Source organism: Microbacterium sp. 3J1, from assembly GCF_001049495.1.
Classification (GTDB): Bacteria; Actinomycetota; Actinomycetes; order Actinomycetales; family Microbacteriaceae; genus Microbacterium.
Map to the genome: position 1 here is coordinate 1 of NZ_CDWI01000002.1, position 14,286 is coordinate 14,286.

The 14,286-nt window shown below is 68.6% G+C and carries 16 protein-coding genes, 1 tRNA gene and 1 riboswitch; of the genes, 8 read left to right on the forward strand and 9 right to left on the reverse strand.

Annotated elements, in window-relative coordinates:
• Positions 1 to 423 precede the first annotated feature (423 nt).
• The 4 genes from BN2660_RS01205 to galU all read right to left on the reverse strand — a co-directional run bounded on the left by BN2660_RS01205 (position 424) and on the right by galU (position 3,021).
• A tRNA-Ala gene (locus BN2660_RS01205) sits at positions 424 to 496 on the reverse strand.
• A gap of 51 nt (positions 497 to 547) precedes the next feature.
• On the reverse strand, positions 548 to 1,393 hold the full coding sequence (locus BN2660_RS01210; protein WP_091226243.1) for a hypothetical protein: 846 nt from the start codon (positions 1,391 to 1,393) through the stop codon (positions 548 to 550).
• Between the two features lie 85 nt (positions 1,394 to 1,478).
• A complete protein-coding gene (locus BN2660_RS01215) occupies positions 1,479 to 2,090 on the reverse strand; it encodes a GNAT family N-acetyltransferase (protein ID WP_091226537.1) in 612 nt (203 codons plus the stop codon).
• A gap of 43 nt (positions 2,091 to 2,133) precedes the next feature.
• Positions 2,134 to 3,021, reverse strand: coding sequence for a UTP--glucose-1-phosphate uridylyltransferase GalU (galU, locus tag BN2660_RS01220; RefSeq protein ID WP_091226246.1), 888 nt, complete (start codon positions 3,019 to 3,021; stop codon positions 2,134 to 2,136).
• Positions 3,022 to 3,061: 40 nt separating this feature from the next.
• On the opposite strand from galU, the gene BN2660_RS01225 reads away from it, so the two are divergent.
• From BN2660_RS01225 to mscL, 3 genes are read left to right on the forward strand one after another with little or no spacing between them, the layout of a single operon-like run.
• Positions 3,062 to 3,658 (forward strand): 5-formyltetrahydrofolate cyclo-ligase, encoded by a 597-nt coding sequence (locus tag BN2660_RS01225; protein ID WP_091226248.1) that lies wholly within the window; start codon positions 3,062 to 3,064, stop codon positions 3,656 to 3,658.
• Positions 3,659 to 3,674: 16 nt separating this feature from the next.
• Positions 3,675 to 3,947 (forward strand): FmdB family zinc ribbon protein, encoded by a 273-nt coding sequence (locus BN2660_RS01230; protein WP_091226250.1) that lies wholly within the window; start codon positions 3,675 to 3,677, stop codon positions 3,945 to 3,947.
• Positions 3,948 to 3,973: 26 nt separating this feature from the next.
• Positions 3,974 to 4,396 (forward strand): large conductance mechanosensitive channel protein MscL, encoded by a 423-nt coding sequence (mscL, locus tag BN2660_RS01235; protein WP_091226253.1) that lies wholly within the window; start codon positions 3,974 to 3,976, stop codon positions 4,394 to 4,396.
• 67 nt (positions 4,397 to 4,463) lie between these two features.
• Here mscL and BN2660_RS01240 read toward each other — a convergent pair whose 3' ends face one another.
• Positions 4,464 to 4,691 carry a hypothetical protein gene (locus BN2660_RS01240; RefSeq protein WP_091226255.1) on the reverse strand — a complete coding sequence of 76 codons (228 nt, stop codon included), beginning with the start codon at positions 4,689 to 4,691 and terminating at the stop codon, positions 4,464 to 4,466.
• Positions 4,684 to 8,337, reverse strand: a complete 3,654-nt coding sequence (locus BN2660_RS01245) for an AAA family ATPase (protein ID WP_255304988.1) — start codon at positions 8,335 to 8,337, stop codon at positions 4,684 to 4,686. The genes BN2660_RS01240 and BN2660_RS01245 overlap by 8 nt, the downstream gene beginning before the upstream one ends.
• Before the next feature lie 252 nt (positions 8,338 to 8,589).
• Here BN2660_RS01245 and BN2660_RS01250 point away from each other — a divergent pair, with 252 nt between their 5' ends.
• The gene (locus tag BN2660_RS01250; RefSeq protein WP_091226262.1) at positions 8,590 to 9,105 is read left to right on the forward strand and encodes a methylated-DNA--[protein]-cysteine S-methyltransferase; all 516 of its coding nucleotides are present in this window, start codon (positions 8,590 to 8,592) and stop codon (positions 9,103 to 9,105) included.
• 115 nt (positions 9,106 to 9,220) lie between these two features.
• Here the strand turns inward: BN2660_RS01250 and BN2660_RS01255 are convergent, their stop codons facing one another.
• Together BN2660_RS01255 and BN2660_RS01260 are read right to left on the reverse strand one after the other, a co-directional pair.
• On the reverse strand, positions 9,221 to 10,858 hold the full coding sequence (locus BN2660_RS01255) for a solute symporter family protein (RefSeq protein ID WP_091226264.1): 1,638 nt from the start codon (positions 10,856 to 10,858) through the stop codon (positions 9,221 to 9,223).
• On the reverse strand, positions 10,855 to 11,202 hold the full coding sequence (locus BN2660_RS01260; RefSeq protein WP_091226266.1) for a DUF485 domain-containing protein: 348 nt from the start codon (positions 11,200 to 11,202) through the stop codon (positions 10,855 to 10,857). The genes BN2660_RS01255 and BN2660_RS01260 overlap by 4 nt, the downstream gene beginning before the upstream one ends.
• 108 nt (positions 11,203 to 11,310) lie before the next feature.
• Between BN2660_RS01260 and BN2660_RS01265 the strand changes: the two genes are divergently transcribed.
• The 3 genes from BN2660_RS01265 (at position 11,311) to BN2660_RS01275 (ending at position 13,039) form a co-directional block, all read left to right on the forward strand.
• Complete coding sequence (locus BN2660_RS01265) at positions 11,311 to 12,168, forward strand: LuxR C-terminal-related transcriptional regulator (RefSeq protein ID WP_091226269.1); 858 nt, start codon at positions 11,311 to 11,313, stop codon at positions 12,166 to 12,168.
• Positions 12,169 to 12,237: 69 nt separating this feature from the next.
• Positions 12,238 to 12,305: riboswitch (guanidine-III (ykkC-III) riboswitch) on the forward strand.
• Positions 12,306 to 12,316: 11 nt separating this feature from the next.
• Positions 12,317 to 12,643, forward strand: a complete 327-nt coding sequence (locus BN2660_RS01270; RefSeq protein ID WP_091226272.1) for a DMT family transporter — start codon at positions 12,317 to 12,319, stop codon at positions 12,641 to 12,643.
• Positions 12,644 to 12,685: 42 nt separating this feature from the next.
• Entirely contained in the window at positions 12,686 to 13,039 is a 354-nt protein-coding gene (locus tag BN2660_RS01275) for a histone-like nucleoid-structuring protein Lsr2 (protein WP_091226274.1), read from the forward strand.
• 1 nt (position 13,040) lies between these two features.
• On the opposite strand, the gene BN2660_RS01280 is transcribed toward BN2660_RS01275, so the two are convergent.
• Complete coding sequence (locus tag BN2660_RS01280; protein ID WP_091226276.1) at positions 13,041 to 13,685, reverse strand: MarR family winged helix-turn-helix transcriptional regulator; 645 nt, start codon at positions 13,683 to 13,685, stop codon at positions 13,041 to 13,043.
• A gap of 77 nt (positions 13,686 to 13,762) precedes the next feature.
• On the opposite strand from BN2660_RS01280, the gene idi reads away from it, so the two are divergent.
• Entirely contained in the window at positions 13,763 to 14,284 is a 522-nt protein-coding gene (gene idi / locus BN2660_RS01285; protein ID WP_091226279.1) for an isopentenyl-diphosphate Delta-isomerase, read from the forward strand.
• The last annotated feature ends 2 nt before the right edge of the window (positions 14,285 to 14,286 follow it).

Below are 14,286 nucleotides of genomic sequence, written 5' to 3' on the forward strand. Positions count from 1 at the left end.
TCTTCGCCGTTCAGGCTGTCAAATCGACACGCCGTGAGGCTCAGAACCAGATCTGCAGCTCGGGGCTCAAGGCGCCGAGGCAACTTCACTAGCTTATCCGTTCCGAAGCGGCTGTCAAATCGGCAGTCGATCCGGGGTGGAAGCTCCAGGTCAGACAGAAGTGTGTCTGCGATCTGCTCCGAGGAGCTGATCGAGTGGAGGTGGTTCTCCGCTTGAGGGGGGTAAGGCTCTCGGCCTCTCCGCTTCCCTGTGGGGCGAACAAGTAATAAGTTACGCGGATCCGCGGGTTCCGGCAAATCAGGCCCGTCCGCCGGGCGTGTCGCCCAGGATCCCGCCTTTCGGGCCGCCCGCCGCCCTGGCCGGCCACGTCGGGGAAACGAACGAAGGCTCCGAGCTGACGCTCGGAGCCTTCGTGAGTTCCGGTGGACCTAAGGGGATTCGAACCCCTGACCTCCTCGATGCGAACGAGGCGCGCTACCAACTGCGCCATAGGCCCGTGAACCTCGTCTACGTTATCACGCTCGGCGAGGCGGTCGAACCGGGTGGATCACCCTGCCGCACGCTTCGCGAGCAGGTCCCGCACATGCGCTTCGATCTCGGCGTCGTCGACGAATCCCATGCGCGCATAAGGGGAACTCGCCGCGGGAAGCTGCACCGGAGCGACAGGAGCCATCTGCTCTGCCCTTTCCCGGAGAGCAGCGACCCTCGCCGCCTTGCGGCGTTCGTTCTGGGCGTCGATCTCCGCCTGTGCGGCCTGGGCGCGCGAGCCCGCCATGGAGACGAGCGGCTCGGGCAGCGGACGGGGAGTCCATGTCGCGCGGCCCTGATCGTGAAGAGGCGGCGCGACGCGCGGAGCGCTCTCCGCCACCTGCTGCGCGGGGCGCCGCACCGAACGATGAGCGACCGATGCCATCCGCTGGAGCACCACTGCGGCTGCCACCGTGAGCGCCGCTCCCGTCCACAGGAGCATCTGCGCCTGCAGGGCGACCAGCTGCCACACCCCTACGCCGACGAGTGCGATCCCTGCGATCAGAACGACCGTCGCGGACATTCGGACTCGACGGCGAGCACGCGCCTGACGGACGGTCGGATCGGCCCGCGTGGCAGCGAGCTCCTCACGCAGCAGCGCGAGCTCGGCGGCCTCCTTCTCGGCCTGCAGCCGCTTGGCGAGCTTCTGCTGTGCGAGCGCCGTGCGGGCGTTCAGCTCGAGATGCACCTCGCCCGGCGTCTCACTGGTCTCGGCCAGCACACGGAGCGCCTGGTTCAACCGCACGGCGTTGCGCTCGGCGGCGTTGTACTGGAAGCGCCCGCGCCAGGACGGCAGCAGGTAGAGCATCCACAGGAGCACGGCGACGAGCACGATCACTCCCCCGCTCAGCACCGGCCCGTCCATGACCACAACGGTACGGGAACAGCCGTCTCCCAGACGTTCAGTCCGGGCGCGTGTCGCGACGGGTTCCGCCGCGCGGGCGCCGCGATCAGAGTGTCAGCCGGTCGGACGGCGGCACGGTCGCCGCATCCGGGGGAACCTGACCGTTCAGCCACCGCGCGAGGACCCCCTGCGGAACGTCCTCTCGCGTCAGCGCGAACGCGTAGTGATCACGCCAGTCCCCGTCGATGTGGATGTAACGCCGGCGCAGACCTTCGTATCGGAAGCCGAGTTTCTGCACCACGCGGAGGCTTGCCGCATTCTCGGGACGGATGCAGATCTCCATGCGATGCAGTCCGTACTCGGCGAAGCACGCGTCCGTGGCGAGCGCCACCGCCGTGGGGGTGATCCCCTTGCCCGCGAAGCGTTCGCTCACCCAGTAGCCGATCGTGGCGGAGCACAGGGATCCGCGCGCGACCCCCCACACGTTGAGCTGACCGGCAACCTCCCCCTCGTACTCCATGACGAAGGGGTATCCACCGCCGTCACGGTACTGCTGGAGCAGACGACGGATGCTGAGTCGCATGTCGAAGGACACGGCACCGTACGGGACGGTGGCCTCCCACGGCTGCAGCCACGAGCGGTTCGCGAGCAGCTCGTGCTGCAGTGCCCTCGCGTCACGCGATCGGACGAGTCGCAGCCCGATGGGGCCGTGCCGCATCCCCGCCGCCTGATCCATCATGCGCTCCGCGCCGCAGTGACGCCTAGAGGCGTTCCGCGAACTCCTTCAGCCACGGGCGCAGCTCGGGACCGAGATCCTCGCGATCGGATGCGAGCTGCACGATCGCCTTGATGTAGTCGACGCGGTCGCCCGTGTCGTACCGGCGGCCTCGGAAGACGACGCCCACGACGCCGGGGCCCTCGGGACGGGTCGCCAGCTCCTGCAGAGCGTCGGTCAGCTGGATCTCTCCGCCCTTGCCCGGCTCGGTGCGCTCGAGGACCTCGAAGATCGAGGCGGGGAGGACGTAGCGTCCGATGATCGCGAGGTTCGAGGGAGCATCCTCCTGGGCGGGCTTCTCGACGAGTCCCGTCACGCGGACGGCATCCGATCCCTCGATCTCCTCGACGGCAGCGGCGCCGTACATGTGGATGTTCGCGGGGTCGACCTCCATGAGGGCGATCACCGCGGCGCCGGTGCGCTCGTGCTCGGCGATCATCTCGGTGAGCAGCTCATCGCGCTCGTCGATGAGGTCATCACCGAGGAGCACGGCGAACGAGCTGTCGCCCACGTGCGTGCGGGCACGCAGCACCGCATGACCGAGGCCCTTGGGCTCGCCCTGACGCACGAAGTGGATGTCGGCGAGATCGCTCGAGTGGATGACCCGCTCGAGACGACCGGTGTCGCCCTTCTCCATCAGCTTCACCTCGAGCTCCGGCACGGAGTCGAAGTGGTTGGAGATCGCGTTCTTGTTGCGGCCGATGATGACGAGGATGTCCTCGATGCCCGCATTGGCCGCCTCTTCGACGACGTACTGGATCGCCGGCTTGTCGACGACCGGCAGCATCTCCTTCGGCATCGCCTTCGTCGCAGGCAGGAATCGTGTTCCCAGTCCCGCAGCGGGAATGACGGCTTTGATCTTCTGATGACCCATCGTCCCAGCCTAGCGGTGCCGCCGCCGTAGACTCGGAGGCATGGCGAACGACGTCGAGCACGAGAAGCGCGCACTGCGCGCCGAGCTGCGCGAGAGACGGCAGCTGCTCAGCGAATCGCAGCGCCAGGACGCGTCCTCCGCCATCGCGCGGCGGCTCGACGACCTGGTGGCCTCCGTCGGCGCTCGCTCGATCTCCTGCTTCCTCTCCACCTCCACCGAACCCGACACCCGCGAGTTCGTGAGCGCCGCCGTGCGCCGCGGAATCCGCGTGCTCCTCCCCGTGACCAGATCGGACGGACTCCTGGACTGGGCCGTCGCGACGGACGACGATGAGATCGCTGCGGGGCTGTTCGGCCTGCCGGAGCCGACGGGGGAGGTGCTCGGGCCGATCGCGGTGAACGACGTCGACCTCATGATCATCCCCGCGGCCGCGGTCGATCGCACCGGCATGCGCATGGGGTGGGGACGAGGCTACTTCGACAAGACGATCGGCTCGATGGAGAGATGCCCTCCCGTCTACGCCGTCATCTATGATTCCGAGGTACTCGACGTCCTGCCGAGAGAGGTCCACGACCAGCCGGTGACCGGAGTCGTGACCCCCACGCAGACCCTGCTCCTGTCGCCCACGCGACGCTGACCCCGCGAGGATCACCATGCCCACCTATGCCTATGCCTGCCGTTCGTGCGGGCACGCCTTCGACGCCGTGCAGAGCTTCTCCGACGACGCCCTCACGGTCTGCCCCGAGTGCGGCGGCGAGCTGCGCAAGCAGTACGGATCCATCGGCGTGACCTTCAACGGCTCGGGCTTCTATCGCACCGACTCGCGCTCCGGATCCGGTGCGCCCGCAGCCGCCCCGGCATCATCGAAGGCGGAGCCGACCAAGAGCGCCGCTCCGGCGCCGGCGTCGAGCACCACCTCTTCCTGACACACAACAGACCTTCGGAGGTTCCCATGCTCAAGGGTTTCAAGGACTTCATCCTTCGCGGCAACATCATCGACCTGGCCGTCGCCGTCGTCATCGGCACGGCGTTCACCGCCATCGTGACCGCCGTGGTGAACAGCATCATCACGCCGCTCGTCGCACTGTTCTTCCAGGCCGACGCCACCGGCGAGTTCGGCTGGACGGTCACGAACATCTACGGCGACGACGTGACGTTCCCGATCGGCGACCTGATCTCGGCGATCATCAGCTTCCTCGCCGTCGCCGCCGTCGTCTACTTCGTCTTCGTCCTGCCGATGAACACGTTCAAGGCACGGGTCGAGGCCCGCAAGGGCACTCCCGCCGAGGAGCCGCAGGAGGAGCCGGCCGCCGCGACCGAGGCCGAGCTGCTCATCGAGATCCGCGACCTGCTCGCCAGGAACGTCCGCAGCTGACGTCTGCTCACATCTTGTGCACGAAGCGCACGGCCCGGATCGGGTCGTGCGCTTCGTCGTATGCCGCTCAGTAGTGCGGAGGTACGTCCTGCATCAGCCGGTCGTCGTTGGGTCCCTTGGGCCCCGTCGGCCCCTTCGATGCGCGAGGGACGGATGCCGTCGGCCGCGGCCCCTCCGGCACCGTCGTCTCGGGATCGACGTCCGTACCGGGCACGGGGGTCAGTCGCGCGCGCCGGGATCCCGCGACCCGCACGACCTTCTGCCGCGGCGCATCCGGACCGGTCTGCTCAGTCATCCTGCGGATCGTCGAGATCGAGCGGCTGCGTGTCGTTGTCGGCCCTCGGCGTCGACGGGGAGATGCCGAGCACGGCCGCGATCCGCGTCGCGGCGGTCGCCGGGTCGCTGTACAGATCGAAGGCGTGCACCCGCACGTAGTGCCAGCCCAGACGCCGCAGCACATGCGGACGCAGGCGCAGCGTCTCGCGCAGCGACTCGCCGCGGGACTCGGGGTCGGACTCGATCACCACTGCCTTGCCGTCGTGCTGGGCGACGAGCGGCAGCAGACCCCGGTAGTCGACGTCGACCGCGGCACCCAGGCGCCGCAGCTCACGGGCCAGCGCCAGCGTCAGGGGGTCGGCGAGATCCTCGAGACGGGCATCGCGACTCCGCGTCGCGAGACCGCCGAGGATCGACATCAGTGTGGCCGCGCCGTACTCGAGCCGGCCGTCGTCGAACGCCGAGGGGCGTATCGACGACACGATGACCATGGACCGCCGCGCTCTCGTCATTCCGACCGTGAGCAGTCGCTCGCCGTCGGAGGTCGACAGGTCGCCGAAGTCGCTGAGCACCCGACCGTGCTTCGTGAGCCCGTACCCCAGGGAGAAGATGACACGATCCCGGCTCTCGGCGACGGATTCTTCGAGGGTGAGCACTGCGAACGGCTCCGCGGTGTCGCGGCCGACGAAGTCCGCGACGTCGGACCGCCCCGCGAACGCGGAGGTGACCGCGGCGCGGACGCGCTCGGCGTGCCGTCTGCTCGCGGTGACGACCATGAGCGACTCATCGGGGCGATGCACGGCGTGCTCGACGACGAGCGTGACGACGCGGGCGACCTCGGCATCCGGGCTCTCGACCGCCCCGGAGATCGGATCCGGCGCTCCGGTCCCGCCCTCCACGTAGTCGACGGTGAGGCTGCCACGCCCGAGATACGAGCCGGCCCACGGCAGCGAGACGATCTCGCCGCCGTAGAACGCATCGTTGATGAGCTCCGCGAGGTCCTCTCCACCGGCGCGGTAGCTGCGGGTGAGAGTCATCACCGGCAGCAGCTCGGAGAGCCGCTCGAACACCGAGACCTCGTCGAACGGAACCTCGGGCTCCCAGGAGGTCGCCGAGCCGACGGCGACCTCGAAGGGCGTCGGTCGCTGCGTGACGGGATCACCGAAGGCGACGACCTGCCGTGCCCGCCGGATGGCCGGCGCGGCCTCGGCGAGGTTGATGGCCGCGGCATCGACGAGCAGCACGGAGTCGAAGTCGACGGAATCGGGGATCTCGGGCACGAGATAGGGCGACGAGATCCATACCGGTGCCAGCGCGGCGATGAGGGTCGGGGCCGCGCTCACGATCTCGGCGGTCGTCGTGCCCGGCCGCGTCAGCGCCTTGCGGAGGTTCTGCGACTCCTGCGGCTCGTCGACGATCGCGATCTTCCACTGGTTCGCCAACTGCCAGGCGAGCAGCGGACCGGCCATGGCCGCGTGCGCCTCGTCGACCAGGCGGAAGTCCCGCTCCAGTCGGTCGACGACTGCGGTGTTCGCGCCGAGCAGCGCCCTGTCGTCCTGCAGTGCGCGCTCGAGCAGCGACTGCCACCAGGCGAACTCCAGCTCCTCGCCCACCTGCGCCTCGGAGACGTGCCTGACCGACAGCTCTGCGAGCAGCGGCTCGAGCCCGAGGCCGGCGAGGCGGTCACGCAGCTGGGCGCGTTCGACGAGGTTGTCGAAGACGTCGGACTTGGCGGCGAGTCCCGCGAGGATGCGCACGAGCCGTGCGACCGGAAGGGACGCGAGAGGCTCTCGGCGACCGAGCGCCGCATCGAGCTCCGAGAGCTCGGCCGTCACCCGCTGCCAGGCGGCATGGACCTCGGCGAGCCCGAGGGGGATCTCCGGCGCCGCGCCGGCCTCGACGCAGCGCTGCCACTGCGTGCGCTGCGACTGGATGCGCAGCAGCGCCTCGTGCATCTCCGTGACGTGGATGCCCGGGCGCACGTATTCCTTGGCGAGCCGTCGCAGGCGGCGACGGTTCGCGCTCGACATCGCCGGTGCGTCGCGGCGGGAACCGTGCGCCAGGATCAGCTCGCCGAGCGGACGCTCGAACACCGTCGGGCTGAAGCGGTCGAGGGAATCGCGGATGCCCTGCAGCAGGCGCAGATACTCACCGAGCTCGTCGATGGTCGAGAACGGACGCATGTGCGTCTGCGCGATCAGGGCGTATCCCCGCTCCAGCAGGGCGGGCACGCTGTCGGCGTGCAATCGCGCGGCGAGGTCGTGAGCGGAGCGCGCGGCCTCGGTGCTCGAGAACGTCACCCCGTACCACGGCGAGTCGTCGGGACCGAAGCGGAACTCCCCGAGACGAGCGGCCTGCGACAGCGCCTCGGCGGCCTCCGACCGATCGTCGGCGAGGCGACGCAGGGTGTCCGGTGTCAGCCGTGCGGTCGTCGACGGCGGCGTGGGCAGAGACGCGAGCCGGGTGAGCTGGCGCGTGGCGTCGAGGACCGATGCGCTGGTCCCCGCGACGGGCGACGTGAGCGCCCGGCGGTAGTCGCGCAGGACGGTGCGCAGGCGGACCAGCGCGTCGTCGACGTCGCTCACCTTGGGCGCGGTCGCCTTCTCGTTGCGACCGATGGCCCGAACGAGGTCTCGGCGCACGCTCTGGCTCGACACCGCGAGGCTGTCGAGTCCGATGCCGGCGAGCCGGTGGCGGACGCCGTCGAGAGTCGATCGCCGGGCGGAGACGACGAGGACGCGCTTGCCGGCGCGCACGAGCTCGCCGAGCGCGTTGATGACGGTCTGCGTACCGCCCGTTCCCGGAAGGGTCGCGACGGTCAGCGAATGCCCGGCGGCGATCCTGGCGAGGACGGCCTCCTGCTCGGCATCCGCATCGAGGAGGAGGTTGTCGGATGCCGGCGCGCGGTCGTCCGGCCCGGTGTGGTGCGGTGCGGGCCTGCGGGCGCTGACCTGCTCGCGATCGCCGACGTGGCCCGCGAGGGCATTGAGCACGAGGTGGTCGAGGTTGCCGCCGTCTCGGGACATCGCTCCGCCGACATCGGCGAAGGTCGACACGACGAGGCGCGGCAGCACGGTGAAGGTCTCGATCGAACGGGTCGTCGCGCGGAGGCTGTCGATCACCGGCTGCGGTTTGAAGATGCCGCCGTCGTAGGCGAGCGCGGCGAGCGCGGTCGCGTCGATCGTGATGCCGAAGTGCTCCCGCGCGATGCGCACGAGCTCGGGGTTCACCTCGAACGCTCCCTGCAGCTTGAGCTCGAAGTCCGAATGGTGGCGGCGGATGGCGAGCGGGCGCAGCAGGACCGGGGCGGCGAAGTCCGCGCCGCCGATCCGCCAGCCTGCGACGCCGACGGCCAGATGCACGGCCTCGATGCCCCGAACGGTGCGGAGCTCCGTGTTCTTCGCCGTGATGCGCTCGGCGGCGAGTCGCGCTGTGCGCAGACCCACCTCGTCGCGGAAGAGATTGGAGAGGAGCGTCGACTTGCCCGTGATGAACTGCGGCAGGCTGCCCGGATGCGCCTTCGAGATGTCGATTCCGGATTCCGGGCTGTCGCGGAACGTGACGAGAGGGGAAGGACCGCCGAGATCGGCCGCCTCGGCGCGCAGGCGGGTGCGTTCGGCCTCCGCCGCGTGAGCGACCTCGACGCCGGCGGGGGTCACACGCATATCGCTCAGGGTCACCGGGGCAGCGCTCACCGCCTCCGCAGCCTTGCTATCACGTCGCCACACACCTCACACACTATGCGCGCCGGGGCGTCGGGGCGGTATCCCGAGCGGGTTTCACGGGATTTCCGCCCTCGAGCGCCGCCCGACGTGCGCGGCGACTGCTCCTGCACAGATCGGCGGGGTGAGCGACCTCTCCCCCGTCACCGCGATGCGCTCCGTCGGTCCTCCGCGCGGCCCTCCAGTATGGGATGCATGACCTTCCGCTACGACTTCGCCCCCACGCCGTTCGGGGATGCGCTGGCGGTGTTCTCCGACGAGGGGATCGTGCGCTTCGATCTCTCCGAGTCGGAGGACCCGTCGGTCCCCTGGCTCCTCGAGAGCGTCTCCCGTCAGCTGCACGCCGTCCCCGAACCCGATCCGGGGGCCGCCGACGATCTGACCTCGCTGCTGGAGGACTACTTCGGCGGGGAGCCGGTGCGATTCGACGACCGCCTCGCACTCGACTGGCGCCTGGCCGTGGGCTTCTCCCGTACCGCTCTGGCGACGATCTGCTCGATCGAGTGGGGCCAGACGCTGAGCTACGGCGAGGTCGCCGTGCTCGCGGGCCACCCCGGTGCCGCTCGTGCGGTGGGCACCGCCTGCCGGCTGACCCCGTTCTCGATCATCGTTCCGGTGCACCGTGTCGTCCGCTCCGACGGCACTCCCGGTCATTACGGCGCGCACCCCGAGCGCAAGCGCTTCCTGCTCGACCTCGAGTCGCATGGCTGACCGGCCGTGATCGACGGACACGGGACGACGGCAGGAAGACGACGTGGACCCCGGCGAGTAGGCCGCCGGGGTCCACGTGGTTCATGCGCCGATGCGAAGAGCGCTCACGGGCCGCTCAGTGGTCGACGGCCTTCTCCGCACCGAACCCGGTGAGCGAGCGCACCTCCATCTCGGCCGCCAGCTGAGGCGACTCCTTCTGCCTGCTGGTGATGGTCCCGAGCCAGCCGAGGAGGAACCCGAGCGGGATCGACACGATGCCCGGGTTGTTCATCGGCCACAGCACGATGTCGATACTCGGGATCATCGCGGTCGGCGATCCCGAGAACACCGGCGAGAGGATGATGAGGATCATCGCCGCGGCGAGCCCGCCATACATGCTCCACACGGCGCCGCGCGTGTTGAACCTCCGCCAGAACAGGGAGTACAGGATGGTGGGCAGGTTGGCCGACGCGGCGACGGCGAACGCCAGGGCGACGAGGAACGCGATGTTCTGTCCCTGAGCGCCGATGCCTCCGACGATGGCGAGGATGCCGATCACCACGACGGTGCGGCGCGCGACGCGCACCTCGCCGTTCGGGTCGGCTTCCACGGGGTTCCCCGCAGCATCCTTCCGGCCCTTCTGGATCACGTTCGCGTAGATGTCGTGCGCGAACGATGCGGCCGCCGTGATCGTCAGCCCCGCCACCACCGCGAGGATGGTCGCGAAGGCGACGGCCGAGATGAATCCGAGCAGCACCGGACCGCCGAGATACAGGGCGAGAAGGGGTGCCGCCGAGTTCGGTCCGCCGGGGGCGGCAGCGATCACGTCGGCGCCGACGAGCGCCCCGGCGCCGTACCCGAGCACCAGGGTGAGCAGGTAGAAGCCGCCGATCAGCCAGATCGCCCAGACGACGGAGCGACGGGCCTCCTTCGCCGTCGGCACGGTGTAGAAGCGCATCAGCACGTGCGGGAGTCCCGCGGTACCGAGGACGAGAGCCATGCCGAGAGAGACGAAGTCCCAGGGATTCGCGCCGTACTGGAGCCCCGGTCCGAGGATCGCCTCGCCCTTGTCGGAGTTGGCGACCGCCGCCTCGAGCAGCGTGTTGAGGTTGAACCCGTTGATCGCGAGCACCCAGATCGTCATCGCGATCGCCCCGCCGATGAGGAGGAACGCCTTGACGATCTGCACCCACGTCGTGCCCTTCATGCCGCCGATCAGCACATACACGATCATCAGCACGCCGACGACGGCGATCACGATCGACTGCCCGATGCGCCCCTCGATGCCGAGGAGCAGCGATACGAGACCGCCGGCTCCCGCCATCTGGGCGAGGAGATAGAAGAAGCACACCGCGAGCGTGGTGATGGCGGCCGCCATCCGCACCGGACGCTGCTTCAGCCGGAACGAGAGCACGTCGGCCATGGTGAACTTGCCCGTGTTGCGCATGAGCTCCGCGACCAGCAGCAGCGCTACCAGCCATGCCACGAGGAACCCGATCGAGTAGAGGAACCCGTCGTATCCGTTGATCGCGATCGCGCCGCAGATCCCGAGGAACGAGGCCGCGGAGAGGTAGTCCCCCGCGATCGCGAATCCATTCTGCGGTCCGGTGAATGAGCGACCGGCGGCGTAATAGTCCGCAGCCGTCTTGTTGTTGCGGCTCGCCCTGATGACGATGAACAGGGTCACCGCGACGAAAGCGCCGAAGATCGAGATGTTGAGGATCGGATTGCTCTCGACCGCGACCGGCTCGACTGCCAGAAGGATGCCGTTCATGCTCCGCCCTGCGCCTTCTCGAGGTCTTCACGGATCTCTGTGGCGATCGGATCCAGCTTTCGATTGGCGAACGAGACATAGGTCATGGTGATGGCGAATGTGGTCACGAATTGCCCGAGACCGAGCAGCAATCCGACGGTGATATCGCCCCAGACCCGCTGGGACATGAATTCCGTCGCGAAGGCGGCCAGCAGCACGTAGACGAAATACCAGATCAGGAAGAACGCGGCGAGCGGGAAGATGAATGAACGCTGCGTGCGTTTCAGTGTGCGGAATCGCTCGGATTCCTCGACGGCGATGTAGTCGATCACACCGGCCGAATCGGGCGTTGAATGGTCGGTCATGGGGCCTCCTTGCCTCATGTTCGCGGCTCGCACGGGCGTGTCGTGCGAGTGGTAGGGTCGACGCTACGAAACGGGGAACGGTGCCGTCACCCCCGAAAGTAGGTAGTCGTGAGCACAACGGCAGAGCTGGAATCCGAGACCGAGCTGGTCACCAGGGCTGTGCGGGAACTGGCCAGACGGACGCACTTCCCGGTGACGTTCGGAGGCCTGATCGACGAGGGCGTCGTCAGTGTGACGAGCATCGTCGGAAACCGCACGCACAGCCTCGATGGTCTGCGCGTGCGACCCGAGCGCGGACTCGGCGGGCGAGCCATGATGGAGCTGCGCCCCCGGATGACCAACGACTACGGGTCGTCGCGACAGATCACCCACGACTACGACGTCTTCGTGCTGGGTGAGGGACTGCGCACGCTGCTGGCTCTGCCGATCGTGGTGGGCGGACGCCCTCGCGGCGTGCTCTACGCCGGCGCCTGGGACAGGACGCCGGTGGACGGCATCACGACCGCGCCGGCCATGCAGGTCGCGCAGTCGGTCGCCGATGAGCTCCGCGTCCGCGACGAGGTCGAACGGCGACTGCGCGCCGCGTCGCCGGCACCCGACGCGGTGGCTCCGCGTCATCGCGAGGAGCTCCGCGAGAGCTTCGCCGAACTGCGCAGCATCGCCGCGGCCGTCGAGGACGCGGGGCTGCGAGATCGCATCGCCCAGGTGGAGCATCGACTCCTATCGCTCGCAGGCGAATCCGTGCCGGTCACGACCGGCGCCGTCCCGACCGTCCACCTGTCGCGCCGCGAGACGGATGTGCTGGCCTGCGCCGCCCTCGGCGCGACGAACGCGGAGATCGCCGGCCAGTTGGGGCTTCGCGAAGGCACCGTCAAGGCCTATCTCGGCACCGCGATGTCCAAGCTCGATGCCTCTACCCGTCACGCGGCCGTGACCAAGGCCCGTCGGGCGGGGCTCCTCCCCTGACGCGCCGCGGGGAGGCCTGATCCGCGCGAACTGCCCAGTCCCTGCCCAGGCCGCAGGGCTAGCATGGGGATCGGTCGGCGATCGTCGGCCCCGGACGAGGTAGACCAGTACCCGGTGAGCGCAAAAGACTGGTCCGGAAGGACCGATAATGTCGTGGCTGATTCTGATCGCATCCGGAGTCCTCGAGGCCGTCTGGGCGACTGCCCTGGGCAAGTCCGAAGGCTTCACCAAGCTCTGGCCGAGCATCATCTTCGTCGGCGGACTCATATTGTCGATGATCGGGCTCGCATTCGCCATGCGTGATATCGCCACGGGGACGGCGTACGCGGTCTGGGTCGGGATCGGCGCGACTCTCACCGTGGTGTGGGCGATGATCACCGGCGACAGTGAAATCTCCTGGATGCGCATTCTGCTGCTCCTGGGGCTCGTCGGCTGCATCGTCGGGCTGAAGCTGATCGACCCGGGACACGAATAAGCGTCATCGCAATTCGACCGGGCACGGGGTAATGTCATTTCCATGGCGAGACGAATTGTGCATCAACTGGTGGATGACATCGACGGCAGTGTCCTCGAAGTCGGCGAAGGCGAGACCGTGCATTTCTCGCTCAATGGGACGTCCTACGAGATCGACCTGAATTCAGCGCACGCCGAGGAGCTGCGTGCGGCCCTCGAGCCGTACATCTCGGCGGGACGCCGGGCGGGATCGGCGGGCGCGGCAGGAGCCGGGCGCTCCTCCTCGTCGCGCAAGCGCCCTGCGCGCAACCCCGAGGTGGCAGCGATCAGGGCGTGGGCGAACGACAACGGCTACACGCTGTCCGAGCGGGGCCGCATCCCGGCGCCCGTGGTCGAGGCGTACAACGCCGCGCACTGACTCACTCCGAGGTCGCGACTCCGGCCTGGGCCCACGGCTCATCCCGGAGCGCGATCTCGCCTGCCATGTCCGTCAGGAACCGGATCACGACCTCGCGTTCATCCGCCGTCAACCGCGCCGCGGAGTAGAACCGCTTCGCCTGCTGCTTCCCCACGGTCTCCATGGCGGCCTGCCGGGTCTCGGGCGTGATCGTGATCGCCAGTGCCCGTCGGTCGGTGGGATGCGGCGCACGCTTGATGTGCCCGCCCTTCTCCAGCCGGTCGAGCAGCTTCGTCGTCGACGCGGTCGAGATCCCCAGATGCGTCGCGATGCCTCCCGGCGTCGCTGTGGCCCCGCGGTTCGCGCACACGATCAGGTAGTGCAGCGCGCGCATGTCCGTCTCGTTGAGCTTCATGTAGCGCCGCGACGCGAGCGAGAGCTTCTGCTCCGCATCCCTGAGGTTCCCGAGTGCGCCCATGAGCACAGCGATCTGGCGCAGATCCTCCGGGTCCACCCCTGAGCGATCGATCAGCGCGCTGCGCGGATCGGTCGCCTCCACGTCGTAGATCGCCGCATGGGCGAGTCCATCCGGCGAGGTCGCGCTCCGCTCCGCGACCGCATCCGACGAGCCGCTCCCCCAGGGGCTGGCGTCAGATCCGTTGTCCATGCCATCATGCTACACACGATTGGATTCATGTTATGTTGATTATTAGCTAAGCTAGCGAAATCGAGGAGGTTCCCCCGTTGGATGAGGTCACCCTCCTTTCTGCAGACGGAGACGCGATCGGCGTAGCCGCCAAGGACACGGTGCACACCACCGACACCCCGCTGCATCTCGCGTTCTCCTGCTATGTCCTGGACGGTGACGGCCGCCTCCTGGTGACGCGGCGAGCGCTGTCGAAGCGCACCTGGCCGGGGGTCTGGACCAACAGCTTCTGCGGTCATCCCCGCCCCGACGAGGACATGGCGGATGCGGTGCACCGGCGCGCCCTGGACGAGCTCGGCCTGACGATCACCGACGTGACGATGGTGCTTCCCGACTACCGCTACCGCGCCGTCGACGCGAGCGGGATCGTCGAGAACGAGATCTGCCCGGTGCACGTCGCCGTGGCCGACGGCGAGGTGTCCCCCTCCCCCGACGAGGTCGCGGAGTGGGCGTGGGTCGATCCTCGCGTCTTCGCAGACACGGTGGCATCCGCGCCCTTCGCCTTCAGCCCGTGGCTCGTCGAGCAGCTGTCGCAGCTGCGCGCCCACGGAGCGGTCTGATC

What these genes read in the sequence shown, in the direction of transcription:
- BN2660_RS01210 (WP_091226243.1), bottom strand. Translation starts at nt 1,393, where the DNA reads ATGGACGGGCCGGTGCTGAGCGGGGGAGTGATCGTGCTCGTCGCCGTG.
- BN2660_RS01215 (WP_091226537.1), bottom strand. Translation starts at nt 2,090, where the DNA reads ATGCGGCACGGCCCCATCGGGCTGCGACTCGTCCGATCGCGTGACGCG.
- galU (WP_091226246.1), bottom strand. Translation starts at nt 3,021, where the DNA reads ATGGGTCATCAGAAGATCAAAGCCGTCATTCCCGCTGCGGGACTGGGA.
- BN2660_RS01225 (WP_091226248.1), top strand. Translation starts at nt 3,062, where the DNA reads ATGGCGAACGACGTCGAGCACGAGAAGCGCGCACTGCGCGCCGAGCTG.
- BN2660_RS01230 (WP_091226250.1), top strand. Translation starts at nt 3,675, where the DNA reads ATGCCCACCTATGCCTATGCCTGCCGTTCGTGCGGGCACGCCTTCGAC.
- mscL (WP_091226253.1), top strand. Translation starts at nt 3,974, where the DNA reads ATGCTCAAGGGTTTCAAGGACTTCATCCTTCGCGGCAACATCATCGAC.
- BN2660_RS01240 (WP_091226255.1), bottom strand. Translation starts at nt 4,691, where the DNA reads ATGACTGAGCAGACCGGTCCGGATGCGCCGCGGCAGAAGGTCGTGCGG.
- BN2660_RS01245 (WP_255304988.1), bottom strand. Translation starts at nt 8,337, where the DNA reads ATGCGTGTGACCCCCGCCGGCGTCGAGGTCGCTCACGCGGCGGAGGCC.
- BN2660_RS01250 (WP_091226262.1), top strand. Translation starts at nt 8,590, where the DNA reads ATGACCTTCCGCTACGACTTCGCCCCCACGCCGTTCGGGGATGCGCTG.
- BN2660_RS01255 (WP_091226264.1), bottom strand. Translation starts at nt 10,858, where the DNA reads ATGAACGGCATCCTTCTGGCAGTCGAGCCGGTCGCGGTCGAGAGCAAT.
- BN2660_RS01260 (WP_091226266.1), bottom strand. Translation starts at nt 11,202, where the DNA reads ATGACCGACCATTCAACGCCCGATTCGGCCGGTGTGATCGACTACATC.
- BN2660_RS01270 (WP_091226272.1), top strand. Translation starts at nt 12,317, where the DNA reads ATGTCGTGGCTGATTCTGATCGCATCCGGAGTCCTCGAGGCCGTCTGG.
- BN2660_RS01275 (WP_091226274.1), top strand. Translation starts at nt 12,686, where the DNA reads ATGGCGAGACGAATTGTGCATCAACTGGTGGATGACATCGACGGCAGT.
- BN2660_RS01280 (WP_091226276.1), bottom strand. Translation starts at nt 13,685, where the DNA reads ATGGACAACGGATCTGACGCCAGCCCCTGGGGGAGCGGCTCGTCGGAT.